The sequence below is a fragment of the Xanthomonas sp. NCPPB 1062 genome, from assembly GCF_041481705.2.
Classification (GTDB): Bacteria; Pseudomonadota; Gammaproteobacteria; order Xanthomonadales; family Xanthomonadaceae; genus Xanthomonas; species Xanthomonas euvesicatoria.
Genome location: NZ_CM192987.1, coordinates 295,993 through 312,880, shown reverse-complemented (window position 1 = coordinate 312,880; position 16,888 = coordinate 295,993). Strand labels below are relative to the sequence as shown.

The 16,888-nt window shown below is 64.9% G+C and carries 14 protein-coding genes; 8 read left to right on the top strand and 6 right to left on the bottom strand.

Annotation, left to right across the window (positions count from 1 at the left end; translation table 11 throughout):
• Nucleotides 1–4: 4 nt before the first annotated feature.
• From ACCQ16_RS01300 to ACCQ16_RS01290, 3 genes are read left to right on the top strand one after another with little or no spacing between them, the layout of a single operon-like run.
• Nucleotides 5–316, top strand: a complete 312-nt coding sequence (locus ACCQ16_RS01300) for a DUF3649 domain-containing protein (protein ID WP_008572273.1) — start codon at nucleotides 5–7, stop codon at nucleotides 314–316.
• Nucleotides 313–1,932 carry a PepSY-associated TM helix domain-containing protein gene (locus ACCQ16_RS01295; protein ID WP_008572272.1) on the top strand — a complete coding sequence of 540 codons (1,620 nt, stop codon included), beginning with the start codon at nucleotides 313–315 and terminating at the stop codon, nucleotides 1,930–1,932. The genes ACCQ16_RS01300 and ACCQ16_RS01295 overlap by 4 nt, the downstream gene beginning before the upstream one ends.
• Entirely contained in the window at nucleotides 1,929–2,264 is a 336-nt protein-coding gene (locus ACCQ16_RS01290; protein WP_014089036.1) for a DUF3325 domain-containing protein, read from the top strand. Before ACCQ16_RS01295 ends, ACCQ16_RS01290 begins: the two co-directional genes overlap by 4 nt.
• A 106-nt stretch (nucleotides 2,265–2,370) precedes the next feature.
• Here ACCQ16_RS01290 and ACCQ16_RS01285 read toward each other — a convergent pair whose 3' ends face one another.
• From ACCQ16_RS01285 to ACCQ16_RS01275, 3 genes are all read right to left on the bottom strand, one after another.
• A complete protein-coding gene (locus ACCQ16_RS01285; protein ID WP_008572268.1) occupies nucleotides 2,371–2,895 on the bottom strand; it encodes an RES family NAD+ phosphorylase in 525 nt (174 codons plus the stop codon).
• A complete protein-coding gene (locus ACCQ16_RS01280) occupies nucleotides 2,892–3,266 on the bottom strand; it encodes a hypothetical protein (RefSeq protein ID WP_008572267.1) in 375 nt (124 codons plus the stop codon). The genes ACCQ16_RS01285 and ACCQ16_RS01280 overlap by 4 nt, the downstream gene beginning before the upstream one ends.
• Nucleotides 3,267–3,352: 86 nt before the next feature.
• Complete coding sequence (locus tag ACCQ16_RS01275) at nucleotides 3,353–3,973, bottom strand: TetR/AcrR family transcriptional regulator (RefSeq protein ID WP_031420701.1); 621 nt, start codon at nucleotides 3,971–3,973, stop codon at nucleotides 3,353–3,355.
• 128 nt (nucleotides 3,974–4,101) lie between these two features.
• Here ACCQ16_RS01275 and ACCQ16_RS01270 point away from each other — a divergent pair, with 128 nt between their 5' ends.
• The 4 genes from ACCQ16_RS01270 (at nucleotide 4,102) to ACCQ16_RS01255 (ending at nucleotide 11,338) form a co-directional block, all read left to right on the top strand.
• The gene (locus tag ACCQ16_RS01270) at nucleotides 4,102–5,265 is read left to right on the top strand and encodes an isovaleryl-CoA dehydrogenase (protein WP_033837229.1); all 1,164 of its coding nucleotides are present in this window, start codon (nucleotides 4,102–4,104) and stop codon (nucleotides 5,263–5,265) included.
• Nucleotides 5,266–5,275: 10 nt separating this feature from the next.
• Nucleotides 5,276–6,886 carry a carboxyl transferase domain-containing protein gene (locus ACCQ16_RS01265; RefSeq protein WP_011345983.1) on the top strand — a complete coding sequence of 537 codons (1,611 nt, stop codon included), beginning with the start codon at nucleotides 5,276–5,278 and terminating at the stop codon, nucleotides 6,884–6,886.
• 240 nt (nucleotides 6,887–7,126) lie between these two features.
• Nucleotides 7,127–9,154 (top strand): acetyl/propionyl/methylcrotonyl-CoA carboxylase subunit alpha, encoded by a 2,028-nt coding sequence (locus tag ACCQ16_RS01260; RefSeq protein ID WP_372380176.1) that lies wholly within the window; start codon nucleotides 7,127–7,129, stop codon nucleotides 9,152–9,154.
• Nucleotides 9,155–9,253: 99 nt separating this feature from the next.
• Nucleotides 9,254–11,338 (top strand): S9 family peptidase, encoded by a 2,085-nt coding sequence (locus ACCQ16_RS01255; protein WP_277573045.1) that lies wholly within the window; start codon nucleotides 9,254–9,256, stop codon nucleotides 11,336–11,338.
• 242 nt (nucleotides 11,339–11,580) lie between these two features.
• Here the strand turns inward: ACCQ16_RS01255 and ACCQ16_RS01250 are convergent, their stop codons facing one another.
• Complete coding sequence (locus tag ACCQ16_RS01250) at nucleotides 11,581–12,789, bottom strand: putative peptide maturation dehydrogenase (protein WP_277573046.1); 1,209 nt, start codon at nucleotides 12,787–12,789, stop codon at nucleotides 11,581–11,583.
• A gap of 91 nt (nucleotides 12,790–12,880) precedes the next feature.
• On the opposite strand from ACCQ16_RS01250, the gene ACCQ16_RS01245 reads away from it, so the two are divergent.
• Complete coding sequence (locus ACCQ16_RS01245; RefSeq protein WP_014089031.1) at nucleotides 12,881–13,219, top strand: NHLP-related RiPP peptide; 339 nt, start codon at nucleotides 12,881–12,883, stop codon at nucleotides 13,217–13,219.
• On the opposite strand, the gene ACCQ16_RS01240 is transcribed toward ACCQ16_RS01245, so the two are convergent.
• Both ACCQ16_RS01240 and ACCQ16_RS01235 read right to left on the bottom strand, forming a co-directional pair.
• Nucleotides 13,159–15,819 (bottom strand): putative peptide modification system cyclase, encoded by a 2,661-nt coding sequence (locus ACCQ16_RS01240; RefSeq protein ID WP_277573047.1) that lies wholly within the window; start codon nucleotides 15,817–15,819, stop codon nucleotides 13,159–13,161. The two genes, ACCQ16_RS01245 and ACCQ16_RS01240, sit on opposite strands and share 61 nt — an antisense overlap.
• 3 nt (nucleotides 15,820–15,822) lie before the next feature.
• Complete coding sequence (locus tag ACCQ16_RS01235; RefSeq protein WP_218502411.1) at nucleotides 15,823–16,881, bottom strand: GGDEF domain-containing protein; 1,059 nt, start codon at nucleotides 16,879–16,881, stop codon at nucleotides 15,823–15,825.
• Nucleotides 16,882–16,888: the final 7 nt, after the last annotated feature.

Sequence of the window (16,888 nt, the reverse complement as noted above, 5' to 3'; positions counted from 1 at the left end):
CGTGATGTCCAGCGCCTCGCCCCTGCCGCTTGCCTGGTTCAGGCGCCCCTGGCTGGGCGTGCTTGCGCGCACGCTGGCAGCCATCTTCGGTGGCTACGCGCTGGCCAGCGCCACCAATCTGTTGCTGGCACTGGTGCTGCCGATGCCGCGCAGTGAAGCGGTATTGACCAGCATGCTGATCGGAATCGTGGTGTGCGCGTGTGCGCCGTTGTGGGCCTTCGCCACCGCCAGCGTGTGGCGTGCCTGGGCCGGCATCGCGGTGCCGGCGGCGTTGATGTTTGCGTTGGCCACGTGGCTGCAACGGAGCGCGGCATGAAGCAGGGCTTTCGCCAATCGATGGCGTGGCTGCACACCTGGACCGGGCTGCTGGTCGGCTGGGTCTTGCTGCTGATCTTCATGGGCGGCACGGCCAGTTATTACCGCGACGAAATCAGCCGCTGGATGCGCCCGGAACTGCCCACCACCACCGTGAGCACCGCCACCGCGCTGCGCAGTGCCGAGCAGTATCTGCAGACACACGCAGCCGATGCAGTGAGCTGGAACATCACCTTGCCGGATCCGCGCACTCCGGTGGTGAGCATGTACTGGCAGAATCCCGCGCCCGCCGACGGCAAACCGGCAGAGCGCCGGCAGATGTACGGCACCGCCATCATCGACCCGGCCACCGGCAAGGACATCGCCGCACGCGACACGCTGGGCGGCGAGTTCTTCTACCGGCTGCATTTCGACCTGCATTACGTACCGGTGATGTGGGCGCGCTACATCGTGGGATTCTGCGCGATGTTCATGCTGGTGGCGATCATCAGCGGGGTGATCACGCATAAGAAAATCTTCAAGGATTTCTTCACCTTCCGCCCCGGCAAGGGGCTACGGTCGTGGCTGGATTTCCACAACGTCAGCGCGGTGACCGCGCTGCCGTACCACGCGATGATTACCTACACCGGCATCGTGACCTTGATGTTCATGTACCTGCCGTGGGGCATCAAGGCGCGCTATGCCGGCGATGAGATGCGCTTCTACGACGAGGCGGCCAACCGGGTGGCCGATACGCGCAAGGCCGCCGGTGTACCGGCGCACATGCTGCCGCTGGAGCAGTTCGTGGCACGTGCGCGCAGCGACTGGCGTGGTGGCCAGGTGAGCAATGTGGCGGTGTCATTGCCCAACGATGCGCACGCTGCCGTCGGGGTGAGCCAGTTGGCCGACAACCTTTCCACCGACGTGCCCTCCATCCTGTTCGATGCAGTGAGCGGCGAGCGCCTGCAACGCAGCGGGCCGCCGGGCGGTGCCAGCCAAACGCGCGGGGTGATGGTGGGCCTGCATCTGGCCCATTTCGCCGGGCCATGGCTGCGCGCGCTGTTTTTCGGCTCCGGCTTGCTGGGCTGCCTGATGGTGGCCAGCGGCGTGGTGATGTGGGCAGTGAAAGAACGCCCCAAGCATCTGAAAGCCGGGCGAATCGGTTTCGGACTGCGCCTGGTGGATGCACTCAATATCGGCACCGTGGCCGGTTTGCCGATCGCCTTTGCCAGCTTCTTCTGGGCCAACCGCGTGTTGCCGGTCGGCCTGGATGCGCGTGCAGCGATGGAGGCCAATGTGTTTTTTGCTGCGTGGGCCACGGCATTGCTGGCCGCATTCGTGTGGCCGCGGCGTGCGATGTGGAGCTGGCAGCTCTATCTGGGCGCGGCGTTGTTCGCGCTGGTGCCGGTGCTCAACGCGATCACCACCGATGCGCATCTGGGCGTGACGCTGCCGGCCGGGCAATGGGCACTGGCCGGTGTGGATCTGGTGTGCCTGTTCCTGGGCCTTAGCCTAGGCATTGCCGCCTTTCGCCTGCAGCGTTGGAAAGCGCCGCAGCCGGCTTCGGCACGACGCGCGCGCGCTGCGGCTGCCGCAACGCCCGTGCCGCACACCGCGCCGATCCAGGAAAGCGCATGAGCGTGTTGCTGTTGCTGGCGCTGAATTTTTCCGGCTTTGCTGCGCTATGCCTGGCGATGGACAAGCATCAACTGGAACTTCGCGGCCGCCTGCTGGGCACTGCACGGTCGCGCCAACTGCGTGTGCTGGGTTGGTTGCTGCTGTGTGTCACCTTCGCGTTGGCGGTGCATGCGCAGGGCTGGGGCATCGGCGCAGTGCTGTGGCTGGGCACGTTGACCGCCAGTGCGGCGGTGTTGTCGCTGTGGCTGCTGCCGTACCGGCGCGGCGCGATCGTGCCGGCCGCAGTGGCTGCACCGGTGCTGGCGGGTGTGGTGCAGGTGCTGAGTGGTTGAAGGTGGTTCGCGGCTGATCAGAGGTCTACTGCGTGCGTTTGCATGCCGACGCGGCGGCAACGAGCAGCATGAAGCACACGCGTGACCGGCCGACGGAATCGCCGAGCTAAACTGTCGGCGGGTCGCCCCAACTGCGGCCATCGCGCGGCAGGCGGCCATCGTCAAGCACCTGCAGCACGCGCTCGGGCTGCAGCATGTCCAGAAACAGCACCACGTTGACGCCTTCCGGCCGCGCCATGCTGGGGAAGATCGCGCCGGGAATCTCTGCTTCGCGCAACAGGTCGCCGAGCACCCAGCTCACCGGTTCGATCTTGTTGACCAGCGCCTTGCGCCAGTCGTCGGCCCAGTCGGCCCACACCGCATCCCAGCTGGCATCGAGCAAACGCAGATCGGCCAGCGCCGGAAGATCGGCGGCGTAGCTGACCAGCGTCAACGGTGGCAGGAACGGGGCAGCCTGGGCATATTCGGCCGCGGCGGTTTCCAGTTGCAGCGACAGATAGAGCGCCGGCTGGCCGAAGCGATTGAAGCGCCCACCCGAGCGCGCCGCACCGGCACCGCTCAGCGGTTCGGCGGCCCAGCGCGGGGTAAACGCGCGATAGAGCGTGCAGTGCGCCGGGGCGCTCAGCTTCAACCGGCGGCCCCTGCGGCGACCGTGCGCAGATAGGTCAGCGCATCGTCGGTGCGCCCCTGCTTGACCACTTCCAGCAAGGTGGCGAACTCGAACGCGGGGATCGGCGTGTTCTTGAGGTGGAACACCACCTGGCGCTCGTCCGGTTGCACCTGCGCCATCGCCACCAGCAGCCGCGACAGATTGCGCAGCAGGTCCTGCACGCGCGGGCTTTCAGGGTGCACGCGCAGGCTGTTGCGATGCACGCCGGCCAGGTCGGCCAGTTCCTGTTGCGAAAGATCCAGCAGACCGGCCATGGCCGACGGCGACAGGATGGTTCGGTCCGGCACGCGCAGGCGTTCGGTCAAGGCCAGGGGATTGAGAACGGCGACCATCGCACGGCTCCGGCAAGGTAGGTGCACAGTATATGCACAGTCAGCTGCATCTGGGAGGCACATCCATGCGCTCGGTCAGTGCACTGTCAGCTGCGCGCTTGCGCTGCCCCCACCGCGCGCAGACAGAAGCCGCAGATCGCTTCGACCAGTTGCTCGCCCTGTTGCGGGTCGCTACGGCTGGGGGCGATCGGCCCCACCAGGGCCTCGGTAAACGCGCCAACGATGCAGGCAGCCGCGGCATCCAGCGACTGCTGCGGAAACTCCCCGGCCGCCACGCCTTCGGCAAGCAGCTGGCGAAACACCTCGCCGAACAGGCGGCGGCCGCGGATGCGCTCGGCGTCGACCTCGCTCTCCACCGGCTCGGCGATGAAGGCGTATGCCAATGCCGGGCCGGCCAGCGCCCGCCGAACGAAAGTGGCGATCGCGCTACGCAGGCGCTCGGCTGCGCTGGCCTGGGTGGCCGCAATGGCACGCAGGATGGCCATCTCGCGCTGTACCGCTTCGTTTAGAACTTCTACGAAAAGTTCGGCTTTCGACGGGAAATGTCGATAAATCTGCCCGGTTGATACGCCCGCCGCCGCGGCCACCGCGGTGACCGGTGCATTGCGGTAACCGCCTTCGGCGATCAGGACGCGGGCGGCGTGCAGGATCCGTTCGCGATTGCCGGCCAGGCGTTCTTCCATCAGGGCGGAGCGTCGATAAGCCATGGTGTGATTCTTGGTTCAATAGTTGAATTTTAGTTCACTTTTTTGTTGCGGACCGCTAGTCTGGCCGCATCCGCCGCGCGGTCCGCCCGCTCCCACCCGGCACATCCCGATCCCTGTGGAGTTGTTGCATGCATGTGCCGTCCTTGAACTTCGAGCTTGGCGAAGAGATCGACCTGCTGCGCGAAAGCGTGGCCGCCTTCGCCAGCCACCATATCGCTCCGCTGGCCGCGGCAGCCGACCACGATAACGTGTTCCCCGCCCAGCTATGGCGCCTGCTCGGCGAACAAGGGCTGCTCGGTCTGACCGTAGAAGACGCGTACGGCGGCAGCGGCATGGGCTATCTGGCGCATGTGGTGGCGATGGAAGAAATCTCCCGCGCTGGCGGTGCGATCGGGCTGTCGTATGGCGCGCATTCCAATCTGTGCCTGAACCAGCTGCGCAAGAACGCCAGCCACGAGCAGAAGCAACGCTACCTGCCCAAGCTGTGCAGTGGCGAGCATGTGGGCGCGCTGGCGATGAGCGAAGCCGGCTCCGGTTCGGACGTGGTGTCGATGAAGCTGCGCGCCGATGCGCGCGGCGACCGCTTTGTGCTCAACGGCAGCAAGATGTGGATCACCAACGGCCCGGATGCCGACGTGTTGGTGGTGTACGCCAAGACCGACCCGGACGCCGGCGCGCGCGGCATCACCGCCTTTATCGTGGAGAAGGGCATGCCGGGCTTTTCCACGGCGCAGAAGCTCGACAAGCTGGGCATGCGCGGCTCTAACACCTGCGAGCTGGTGTTCACCGATTGCGAAGTACCGGCGGAAAACGTGCTGGGCACGCTCAACGGCGGCGTGCGTGTGCTGATGTCCGGGCTGGATTACGAACGCGTGGTGCTGGCCGGCGGGCCGCTCGGGCTGATGGCCGCAGCAATGGACGTGGTGCTGCCGTACGTGCACGAGCGCAAGCAGTTCGGCGAGCCGATCGGCACCTTCCAGTTGATGCAGGCCAAGCTGGCCGACATGTATGTGGGACTCAATGCCTGCCGCGCGTATGTGTATGCAGTGGCGCGCGCCTGCGATGCCGGGCGTACCACCCGCCAGGACGCAGCCGGCGCCATCCTGTATGCCGCCGAGAAGGCAACCTGGCTGACCGGCCAGGCCATCCAGGTGCTGGGTGGCAATGGCTACATCAACGAGTACCCCACCGGACGCCTGTGGCGCGATGCCAAGTTGTACGAGATTGGCGCGGGCACCTCGGAAATCCGGCGCATGCTGATCGGCCGCGAGTTGTTCGAACGCACCGCCTGACGGAGCCACCATGAGCGTGATCGATAGCCAGCTGCAGGTCAGCGGCGAGAGTTTCCAACACAACGCCGCCGCGATGCGCGCGGTGATCGACGACCTACGCCACACCCTCGCCCGGACCGCGCGTGGCGGCAGCGACGCCGCACGCGTCAAGCACACCGCACGCGGCAAGCTGCTGGCGCGCGAGCGCATCGATGCCTTGCTGGATCCGGGCAGCCCATTGCTGGAGATCGCCCCCCTGGCCGCCCATGGCATGTACGACGACCAGGTCCCGTGCGCGGGCGTGGTGGCCGGCATTGGCCGCGTGTCCGGCGTGGAATGCGTGATCGTGGCCAACGACGCCACCGTCAAGGGCGGCACCTATTACCCGATGACGGTGAAAAAGCACTTGCGTGCGCAGGAGATCGCGCAGCAAAACCGGTTGCCGTGCATCTATCTGGTCGATTCCGGCGGTGCATTCCTGCCGTTGCAGGACGAAGTGTTTCCGGACCGCGACCACTTCGGGCGCATCTTCTACAACCAGGCCAACCTGTCGGCCAACGGCATCCCGCAGATTGCCTGCGTAATGGGCTCGTGCACCGCTGGCGGCGCCTATGTGCCGGCAATGAGCGATGAAACGGTGATCGTGCGCGAGCAAGGCACCATCTTCCTGGGTGGCCCGCCGCTGGTGAAGGCCGCCACCGGCGAAGAAGTCAGTGCCGAAGACCTGGGCGGCGCCGATGTGCATACGCGCATCTCCGGCGTGGCCGATCACTTTGCCGACAACGATCTGCAGGCGCTGGCGCGCGTGCGCGCCATCATCGCGCAGCTCAACTGGCGCAAACCTGCCGCATCGCTGGCGCTGCAGGCACCGTTGCCGCCACGCTATGCCGCCGACGAACTATATGGCGTGATTCCTGCAGATACGCGCAAGCCGTTCGATGTGCGCGAAGTGATCGCGCGCATCGTCGACGATTCGCGCCTGGATGAATTCAAACCGCGCTATGGCAGCACGCTGGTGACAGGGTTTGCGCATCTGCATGGCTACCCGGTCGGCATCATTGCCAACAACGGCATCCTGTTTTCCGAGTCCGCGCTCAAGGGCGCGCACTTCATCGAGCTGTGCACGCAGCGCGGCATTCCGCTGGTCTTCCTGCAGAACATCACCGGCTTCATGGTCGGGCGCAAATACGAACATGGCGGCATCGCCAAGGACGGCGCCAAGCTGGTGATGGCGGTGGCCTGCGCCAAGGTGCCCAAGTTCACCGTGGTGATCGGCGGCTCGTTCGGTGCGGGCAACTATGGCATGTGTGGGCGCGCGTATTCGCCGAACTTCCTGTGGATGTGGCCGAATGCGCGCATCGGCGTGATGGGTGGCGAGCAGGCGGCCAGCGTGCTGGCCACGGTGCGTCGCGACGGTATCGAGGCCAAGGGCGGTGCATGGTCGGGCGAAGACGAGGATGCGTTCAAGGCGCCGATCCGCGCCCAGTTCGAGCAGCAAGGCCATCCGTATTACGCCAGTGCTCGGCTCTGGGACGATGGCATCATCGATCCGGCCGATACGCGCCGCGTGCTGGGCCTGGGATTGTCGGCGGCCTTGAACGCGCCGATCGAACCCACGCGCTTTGGCGTGTTTCGCATGTGAGTGAGGGGGAGCATGGCAGCCGCGGTTCTGCGTGCTGCGGCACCCGATGCTGGTGTGCAGGCTGGGAGTGAGGTTGTGTGTATGCGTGCCGGCAATCGTCGACGTTTGCGCAGGTGGCTTGCAGCAACACAGCGCCGTGTGACAACAAACCTGCTTGCGCTCGATGTCGGTGTGCAACAGGCAAGCCGTTTATCTTCGTAAGACGACCCGCCGCTACGGCGACGTGCAGAGACTGATCCGATGACCCAGCGCGACCCTATCGCCGCAGCAACGCAAGCGCCCTTCGACAAGATCCTGATCGCCAATCGCGGCGAGATCGCCTGCCGGGTCATCGCCACCTGCCGCACCCTGGGCATTGCGACGGTGGCGGTGTATTCGGATGCAGACCGCAATGCACGGCATGTGCGCATGGCGGACGAAGCGGTGCACATCGGCGCCGCGCCCGCGCAGCAAAGCTATCTGCGGGGCGAAGCAATCCTGCAAGCGGCACGCGCCACCGGTGCGCAGGCGATCCATCCCGGTTATGGGTTCCTGTCGGAAAACGCGGCATTTGCCGAGGCTTGCGCACACGCTGGCATCGTCTTCATCGGCCCACCGGCGGCGGCGATCCGCGCGATGGGCGACAAGAGTGCGGCCAAGGCACTGATGCAACGGGCCGGCGTGCCGCTGACACCGGGCTACCATGGCGACGAGCAGGCACCGGCATTCCTGCGTGCGCAAGCCGACGCCATCGGCTACCCGGTGTTGATCAAGGCCAGTGCCGGCGGCGGCGGCAAGGGCATGCGTCGGGTGGATACCAGCGCAGCGTTCGAAGACGCGTTGGCGAGCTGCCAGCGTGAAGCGCAGTCGGCATTCGGCAATGCGCACGTGCTGGTGGAGAAATATGTCCAGCGGCCGCGGCATATCGAAATCCAGGTGTTCGGCGATACGCATGGCGAGGTGGTGTACCTGTTCGAACGCGACTGCTCGGTGCAGCGCCGCCACCAGAAGGTGCTGGAAGAAGCGCCCGCACCGGGCATGAGCGAGGCCAGGCGCGCGGCGATGGGCAAGGCGGCGGTAGATGCGGCACAGGCGGTGGGCTACGTCGGTGCCGGCACGGTGGAATTCATCGCCGGCCCGGACGGCGATTTCTATTTCATGGAAATGAATACCCGTCTGCAGGTGGAGCACCCGGTGACCGAATTGATCACCGGCACCGACCTGGTCGAGTGGCAATTGCGGGTTGCCGCTGGCGCACGCTTGCCGCGCAGGCAGCACGAGCTGCGCATCCACGGGCATGCGCTGGAAGCGCGCCTGTACGCCGAAGATGCCGAGCGCGGTTTCCTGCCGTCCACCGGCACGCTGCGTCAGTTGCAGATGCCTGCTGCCAGCGCGCATGTGCGCGTCGATGCAGGCGTGGAGCAAGGCGACACCATCAGCCCGTACTACGACCCGATGATCGCCAAGCTGATCGTCTGGGATACCGATCGCACGGCTGCATTGGCCCGCATGCGCGCGGCATTGGCGCAATTCCACGCAGTAGGGGTCACCACCAACAGTGCATTTCTGTCGCGCCTGATCGCGACCGATTCGTTCGCGTCGGCGAATCTGGACACCGCCTTGATCGAGCGCGAACACGCCGTGCTGTTTCCAGAGGCGCGCAGCCCCGACAACGCCTGGTGGTGCTTGGCAGCGGTGTTGATTGCCGATGCATTGCCGCCAGTGGCCGTTGATCCGGCCGATCCGCATTCGCCGTGGCAGCACGCGGATGGTTGGCGCATTGGTGCGCATGCAGCGCAGCGCATCGTCCTGGAAGCAAACGGCGAGCGCCGCCAACTCGCTGTGCGCCCGGATGCCGATGGCTGGCAAGTCACCGACGCAGGCCAGACGCATGCCGTGCGCTACCACCGGCAAGAGACGGGCGTGCGTGTGGAGATGGACGGCCGGCAATGGCGTGCACAGGTGTTGCGCGACGGCGCCACGCTGACCCTGATCGGGGCCACGCAGCGGGCCGTCTTCCGTCACCACGATGCACTGGCAGAAGCCGACCAGCCCACCCAGGACACCGGCGGACTGACCGCACCGATGCCCGGCCGCATCGTGGCCCTGCCCGCAGCAGTGGGCCAGCCGGTCGCCCGTGGGCAGGCACTGGTGGTGCTGGAAGCGATGAAAATGGAGCACACCCTGCACGCGCCCAGCGATGGCACCGTGCAGGCGTACCTGGTGGCCGAAGGCGACCTGGTGAACGACGGTGCGGCGCTGGTGGAATTTGTGTCCGCGTCTGCGTAGCGGCGCATGGCAGGGTGACCAACGGCACGTTCGCCTGCGCGCACGCTGCCGCTAGCGTGGCAAATCGGCCGGCCCGGCCGCCTTGCCACCGGAGTTCCCATGCAACGCCTGCTTCTTGTTTCCAGCATGCTGCTCGCGCTGTCTGCGTGCAGCGACAAACCTGCGCCCGCTCCCGAGAAAGCGGCAGCACCTGCACCGGCGGCAGCAGCGCCCGCAGCGCCGCCTGCGCTGATCACCCGCGATGCGCTGTTCGGCAATCCCGAGCGGGCCAATGTCAGCATCAGTCCGGACGGCAAGTACCTCAGCTGGGTGGCGCCGCTGGCGGGTGTGCTCAATGTCTGGGTTGCGCCGGTGGATGCGCCCGACCAGGCGCGTGCGATCACCAAGGACACCGCACGCGGCATTCGCAATTACTTCTGGACCTATCAACCCAATACCTTGCTGTATCTGCGCGACAACGGCGGCGATGAAGATTTCCACCTGTTTTCGGTCAATTTGGCTGACGGCAGCAGCAAGGATCTCACTCCGTTCAAGAAAACCAATGCCGAGGTGTATCGGGTCAGCGCACAACATCCCGAATCGATCATGGTCGGCATGAACGACCGCGACGCCAAGTGGCACGACCTGTACCGCGTGGACCTGGCCTCCGGCAAGCGCACGCTGGTGCAGAAGAACACCGACAGCCTGGATGCGTACCTGCTCGATGGCGACTACCAGCTGCGCTACGCCACGCGCGCGACAGACGATGCCGGCAGGGAGTTGCTGGTGCCCGATGGCAACCGCTGGAAGAGCGTGGACCGCATTCCGTTCGAGGACGTCACCAATACCGCGCCGGAGGGCCTGACCGAGGATGGCAAGACGGTGTACATGCAGGATTCGCGCAACCGCGACACCGCAGCGCTGTATGCCATCGACACGGCCAGCAACACACGCACGCTGCTGTTCGAAAACCCGCACGCCGACGTCGGCACCACCTTGAACGACCCCAAGACCGGGGCGGTGCAGGCGGTGTCCACCGACTACCTGCGCGAAGAATGGAGGCCGCTGGACAACGGCATTGCCGCGGATCTGCAGAAACTCAAATCCCTTGGCGGCGGCGATGCCAGCGTGGCCGCGCGCACGCTCGACGACCGCATCTGGATCGTGGGCTATTCCGCGGCAGAAACCCCGCTCACGTACTACCGCTACGATCGCGCCGATGGCGGCAAGCTGACCAAGCTGTTCTCCGCACGGCCCGCACTGGAGGGCAAGCCGCTGGTGCCGATGTGGCCACAGGAGCTGACCGCACGCGACGGCCTCAAACTGATCAGCTACCTCACCCTGCCGGCCGAAGCCGATGCCAACCACGACGGCAAGGCCGACAAGCCGGTGCCGTTGGTGCTGTTCGTGCACGGCGGCCCGTGGGCGCGCGACAGCTACGGCTACGGGCCGTACGAGCAATGGTTGGCCAACCGCGGCTATGCGGTGTTGTCGGTGAACTTCCGTGGCTCCACCGGCTTCGGCAAGGCATTCACCAACGCCGGCAATGGCGAGTGGGCCGGCAAGATGCACGAGGACCTGCTCGACGCGGTGCAATGGGCGGTCAAGCAAGGCGTCACCAAACCGGACGAGGTCGCCATCATGGGCGGCAGCTACGGCGGCTATGCCACGCTGGTCGGCATGACGTTTACCCCGGACGCCTTCAAATGCGGCGTGGATATCGTGGGCCCGGCCAATCTCAACACCTTGCTCGGCACCGTGCCGCCCTACTGGGCCAGCTTCTACAAGCAGCTGACCCGGCGCATGGGCGACCCCGCCACCGAAGCCGGCAAGCAGTGGCTGACCGACCGTTCTCCGCTGACCCATGTCGACAAGATCAGCAAGCCGCTGTTGATCGGCCAGGGCGCCAACGACCCGCGCGTCAAGCAGGCCGAAAGCGACCAGATCGTCAACGCAATGAAGGCCAAGAACATTCCGGTCACCTACGTGCTGTTCCCCGACGAAGGCCACGGCTTCCGCCGCCCGGAAAACAGCAAGGCCTTCAACGCCGTGACCGAAAGCTTCCTGAGCCAGTGCCTGGGCGGCCGCGTGCAACCGATCGGTGCAGATCTGGAAGGCTCCAGCATCACCGTCCCGGAAGGCGCCGACAAGATCAACGGCCTGAGCGAGGCCTTGAAGACGCATACGCAGGCGATTCGGAAGTAAAGACCTGCGCCAGCCGCGCACTGTCTGCAAGGCAGTACTCGCTGTTCCGGCGAGTACTGCCGCCCATGATGCGTAAGCACTGAGCAGCTAGCGGTTGCCGCCCCACCGGCCGAAGCCGGTGTCCGAGTCAGCGCCACAGCAACTCGATGACTCGCTGCCTTTGCTGCTGGCAGCGCAGTAGTTCCATCCGCGCAGGCAGCCGCCTTGCCCTGGCCATGTGTCGCGAGAGCTGGAAGACCCTATCAGGGCTGCTCAAGATCCTTGGATAAGTCCCGATCGCGACTGGACAGCCAAATGGCCCCGTTAGGATCCAGCTCGGTGTTCGTCATCTCTTCGGCACGCCAACCGAATCCGCAGATGGCCAGTGGGCCGTCCTGCAGGCCATCCAGGCCCAGTGCCTGTTCGATGTCGACCTCATTGATGGCCGACGTCACGAACGCCCCTAGCCCCAGGTCGGTGGCACTCAAATAAAGCGTCTGCGCAATATGTCCGACATCGAGAATCATCGCGCGATAGGCCTTGGCGTGGTTTCGATACTTCCAGAAGCTGCGCAAGAAGCGTGGCACCAGAATCAACAGCACCGGCGCTTGCGCAAACCAGTGCTGACCGGAGAGCGCTCGACGTGCGAAATCCGACAGCGGCTCAGGCGGCGTCGCCACGGGCTGCAGCGCGTGCTCGATCGGACGGTAGTGATACAGCCCGCTTGGCATGCCCTGGACGCGCTGAATCAGCAGATAGGTCTCAGTGGGATGCAGGCTTCCTCCCGAAGGGACCGGCTTTTTCAAAAACGCGGTGTCGTGACCCACCGCAACACGCGCGCTCGCCATGACGCTACGTTGGAGCATGTGGCCCAATAACTCACGCGATAGCGCGCGTTGCTTATCGAAATTGCGGCAGGTCACACGACATGACAACAGGTCATCGAAGGCACCGGTGGCCGCACGCGGCAGCGTGATACGTGCGGCAACACCTCCTATCCCACGCTCCACGACTTCGGCAGGCGGCGCACCCAGGCGATCGACCATTCCCTCTGCGGTTGTCAGGCCTTGCTCTTCCATTGTCGCGACGCTGTCTTCGCCTTTCCAGCGTGCAAAACGATGCCAAAGCGCGGCCAACGGCCACCAACGCTGCTGCTGCACCTGCTCATCATGCTGCCGATGGGTTGCGTGCGCGGCTTGGTCGCTGATCGCCAGACCTTGATCGAGCAACCGCTCCATCCAGGGCAGCAGCGGTTGCACCGGATCGACCGGCTGCCAGCGCGTAGGACTGAGTTGACTTAGCCAATCACGCTCGTGCGCAGCCACTTCCACTTCGGCATCGAGGTGAGGCGCAAGCGCAAGCCAACGGGTACGGCGACGCAGCCCAACGCCGCCGGCAAGCAGTTGAGCAAAATCGAACGTCGCATCGTCGCGAAGCTCGAAGAACAGCGTGGCACAGCGACGAATCTGCATGGAGACATCTCAAGGACACATGAGCATGGTCGATATTGTCTCAGCTATCCCATCACATCATGCGCCAGCCCCCTCACCTGTGGACAAGACAATGACCGATCCAGCCGACCAGGCACACCTTCCGTTTGATGCATCCATCGCCGACAGGCTGCTGGAGCTGCTCTCCAACGACGACGAGTTTCGCGATTGCTTCCAAGACAACCCGGCACAGGCGCTTGCTCAGCTCGGTGTTGCCGGCGCCAATGCCAACGATGGCGTGCCCAGTGCCGGAGAGCCTTATTACTGCATGACCACCAGCCAACTTGCTTCCAAGGAAGACATTGCGTTGGCGCGTGCCGAGTTACAGAGCTATCTGACCGAAAAGACCAATCACACCGTGATCTTCGCGTTCGAATCCGAAAGTATTCGCTCCACCCTGCTGCGCAGGTAAGCAGGCAGACGCGATGCAGGCCAGGCACGCACGAACGCCTGCGCCTGCTCGCGGGCTTCCTGCGTACGCCCCAATGCGTACAGCGACTCGGCGGTCCATAACCGTGCTAACCGCGTGTGTAACACATTGAGCGGCTGTAACGTCTGCGAGGCATTTGCCTCGATGTAGGCGCGCCCACGCTGAAGGGAAAGCCAGCGGGCTTGTTGCAGTGCCTCCGCGTGCCGTCCGCTGTCATGCAACAAGGTGTACAAGGTCACACGCGTCTGCAATAGATCGTCGGGACCGGGAGGCAGGCGAGCGATGGCGGCCACCCGATCGCCCGACAGCGCCAGATGCTGGGCTTCGACGATCGCGCGTAATTCGGCAAGCACAGGTGTTTCGTGTGCGAGCGCAGGCTTGATCGCCGAAAGCGCGCGTGCAGTGAACTGATCGTCGCCATTGCGCTGAGCCTGGCTGACCAGGGCCAGCATCATGGCAGCGTCGTCCTGAAGGTTTGGCTCGGCCGGACCCTTGGCTTTTATTGCGCCCACCAGCGCTTCAAACGCCGAACTCATCCCGGGACCGACGGATGCTGTTTCACCGGTGATGGCTGCGGTGGTAGCCCCAATCACCAGAAACTGCCGATAGCTGAAATCGTCGGTGTGCTTGCTACGCTCCAGGGCCTGTGCCATTGCCGCATTTGCGTCCGCCCAATTGGCCTGATCCAGCGCGATGCTGGTGCGGTCGATCAGTGGTACCACATCGTCGTTGGCGTAGCCGTTTTCTACAATCCGGTCGAGGGTTCGCTGCGCCTCGGCATAACGGCCAAGCACTGCCAAGGCATCGGCTTGGCGTCGCAGCGGCCCTGCCCGATCGCCGTCGTTCGAGTTTTCGAAGCGCTGCAACGCAGCCTCGACCTTCCCCTGTGCCATCAGGATGCGGCCGATGCGATCGGACGCGATAGAACGCAGCGGATCCTGTACGACATCGGCAGCCTGCGCATATGGCAACGCATCCGCAAAGCGGTTTGCCACAAACAAATGCCATGAAGTGTTGGCGGCACCGGCGAAATTGTCCGGATACAAGGACGCCAACGTTCGCCACAGTGGGAGCGCGGTGTCCACCGCCCGCAGCTCGGCGATCCAGGCATCTAGATAGAGCTGATCACGTGCCGGCAAGCGCTGACGGAACCGAACCGCGTTGTCCAGATATGGAAGCGCGCCGTTGCGGTCGGACACCGCAACCTTGATGCGCGCCGCCCCCAGGTAAGCCAACGCAAACGTCGGGTCGATTCCGACCGCGCGATCAAACAGTTCCAGGCCCTCACGCCACCGACCTTTAGCAGTCGCTTCCACGCCCAGTGCATAGGCACGCAACGCGTCCAGACTCGATGTTGTGACGGCCGGCAATGGCACTGAATTCTTGTCGATCGACGCGACCATCTCGCCGAGCCCCTGGCGGAGCTTACGTGTGACGTGATCCACCGAAGACAGCGCAGACGGTAAGCCGTCGCCTTGGACAAACTCCGAATACACGGTTGTTTGCGTGCGCGGATCCACCAGCTCTACGCTGAAACGCAGTTTCCCTCCAACTTCAGCGACGGTCGGAAGAAGAACTGCGCTGGCACCATCACGCAACGCCACCTCCGACGCCACACTGCGGTCCAGAACAGTCGTGTTGGGATCGCGCTTCATTCGCATGACCGTGTCGCGCACCTTCATGTCACTCAGGACATTGACGTACCGCGACTGCTCGAGGCTGATGCGTAGCGCCTGTTCCAGCGCTCCATCCAGCACGGCATTGCCAGTGAGATTGCGCACATCGCCGACCACGACCCAATCGCGGCTGGCAAAGGCAATCGCAGGCTGCGGCCGAATGAAGAACCACACTGCGATTCCCACCGCCAGCACCACCCCCACCTCAGCCACCAACGCGGCCGGCCTGCGCCACAGCGGCACATCGCGCCAGGCTTTTGCCGAATTCTTCGGCATGCGCAGGGGAGTCAGGCCGACTTCGCCCACTTCGTAGATCTCCATCGCGGTGGGCATGCCCTTGAAGCGCCAGCGCCCGTGCGATTTCCACAATAACCGGTCGGCGCGGTTTCCGAGTTCGCGTGCGGCGCGATGGGTCAACGACTCGGCTACCGCCGAGAGCAAGATCTGCCCCGGCCGTGCCATCGACATCAAGCGTGCGGCGGTGGGCTTGGCCAGCCCTTCGACTTCCAGCGGCTTGGCGCCGATGCTGATCGCTTCGTCGCTATTGCGCCAGGTCAGCACTTCGCCCACATGCAGGCCCTGGCGTGCGCAGAGCGTGAGCGCATGCGCATCGCCCATCGTCTTGAGCCCGCGCGCGTAATCCAGCGCGAAACCCAGGCCATCGATGGGGCGGTCGAACAGCAGCAGCAGCCCGTCGGAACGATCGATCAGGCGGCCGCGCCAGTGCTGCTGCAGCTTGACCACCAGGCGGTCGTGCTCGCGGAACAAGGCGGCCGCGGCGTTGTCGCCGATACGTTCGACCAGCGCGGTCGAATCGCAGAGATCGGTCAACAGCAAGGTGCGCAGCCGCGGCGCCTGGATCGCTTCCGACGACGCGTCCTTGCGTGCGTGGGTGCGGCTGCTCATCGCTCAGCGGTGACCGGTGGCAGGCGGTTGATCCAGGGCCAGCGTCTCCTGCATGCACAGCACATTGCCGCCCTGCCGCTTGGCCTGGTACAAGGCGCTGTCGGCGAGCGTGTACCAGTCGTTCCAGGCCGCGTCCGCGTCGATCATGCACGAGCCTACGCTGACCGAGCAGCCTTGTTCGCCCTGGCCGTTGCACAGCCGCGCTTCCACCGCGCGCACGATGCATTCGCCGATGTGGTGCACCAGCTCGCTGGTGCCTTGTGCGACGAGCACGCAGAATTCGTCGCCGCCGAGACGGCAGGCCAGGTCGCCTTCGGCGATCACCGAACGCAGGGCATGCGCCACGTTCTGCAGCACGCGGTCGCCTGCCAGGTGACCGAACTCGTCGTTGATGCGCTTGAAACGGTCGCAGTCGATCAGGATCAGGCCCACACCCGGCACGTGGCCGGCCCGCCGGCATTCCTGCAGGTGCAACGCCAGCCCGCGCCGGTTGTGCAGGCCGGTGAGCTCGTCGGTCCGGCTCAGTTCTTCGGTGTGGTTGAGCTGGTGCGAGGTGACGTAGAGGTTGTCCAGCGCCGCTTCCAGATCGTGGTTGCGGCGGCGCAGCTGGCGGATCAGCAATTGTTCGTTGTTGACCACCCGCACGATGGAGCGGCGCAGGAAGTGCGCCACCATCGAGGGGTCCTGGTCGACCAGACGCTGGAAATCCTCGTGTGCCAGCTCGATCAGACGGCTGTCGGTGGAGGCGCTGGCGCCGGCGCTGCGCGCGTGATCGCCGATCAGCAGGCCGAGCTCGCCGAAGAATTCTCCCGGGCCCAGATGCTTGAGCATCAGGTCCTCGCCGAAATCCAGGTCGATCTGGCCGCTGACAACGATGTACATCTGCGTGCCCACCGCACCGCGCTCGAACAGCGACTGGCCCGCGGAAACCTCGCGCGAACGGCCGAAACGGGCGAAAAACGCCAGTTCCTCGGCAGTCATCAGCGCATGCAGCCCATCGGGGACCGTTTTGGCAACGTTCCCTGTCGGCTCGAGTGCGCCTGCGGTGTTGTGGCACGTCATCGGTTTT

Bases quoted from the DNA above. Each gene is read 5' to 3' on its own strand.
- ACCQ16_RS01300 (WP_008572273.1), top strand. From the start codon at position 5: ATGTCCAGCGCCTCGCCCCTGCCGCTTGCCTGGTTCAGGCGCCCCTGG.
- ACCQ16_RS01295 (WP_008572272.1), top strand. From the start codon at position 313: ATGAAGCAGGGCTTTCGCCAATCGATGGCGTGGCTGCACACCTGGACC.
- ACCQ16_RS01290 (WP_014089036.1), top strand. From the start codon at position 1,929: ATGAGCGTGTTGCTGTTGCTGGCGCTGAATTTTTCCGGCTTTGCTGCG.
- ACCQ16_RS01280 (WP_008572267.1), bottom strand. From the start codon at position 3,266: ATGGTCGCCGTTCTCAATCCCCTGGCCTTGACCGAACGCCTGCGCGTG.
- ACCQ16_RS01275 (WP_031420701.1), bottom strand. From the start codon at position 3,973: ATGGCTTATCGACGCTCCGCCCTGATGGAAGAACGCCTGGCCGGCAAT.
- ACCQ16_RS01270 (WP_033837229.1), top strand. From the start codon at position 4,102: ATGCATGTGCCGTCCTTGAACTTCGAGCTTGGCGAAGAGATCGACCTG.
- ACCQ16_RS01265 (WP_011345983.1), top strand. From the start codon at position 5,276: ATGAGCGTGATCGATAGCCAGCTGCAGGTCAGCGGCGAGAGTTTCCAA.
- ACCQ16_RS01260 (WP_372380176.1), top strand. From the start codon at position 7,127: ATGACCCAGCGCGACCCTATCGCCGCAGCAACGCAAGCGCCCTTCGAC.
- ACCQ16_RS01255 (WP_277573045.1), top strand. From the start codon at position 9,254: ATGCAACGCCTGCTTCTTGTTTCCAGCATGCTGCTCGCGCTGTCTGCG.
- ACCQ16_RS01250 (WP_277573046.1), bottom strand. From the start codon at position 12,789: ATGCAGATTCGTCGCTGTGCCACGCTGTTCTTCGAGCTTCGCGACGAT.
- ACCQ16_RS01245 (WP_014089031.1), top strand. From the start codon at position 12,881: ATGACCGATCCAGCCGACCAGGCACACCTTCCGTTTGATGCATCCATC.
- ACCQ16_RS01240 (WP_277573047.1), bottom strand. From the start codon at position 15,819: ATGAGCAGCCGCACCCACGCACGCAAGGACGCGTCGTCGGAAGCGATC.
- ACCQ16_RS01235 (WP_218502411.1), bottom strand. From the start codon at position 16,881: ATGACGTGCCACAACACCGCAGGCGCACTCGAGCCGACAGGGAACGTT.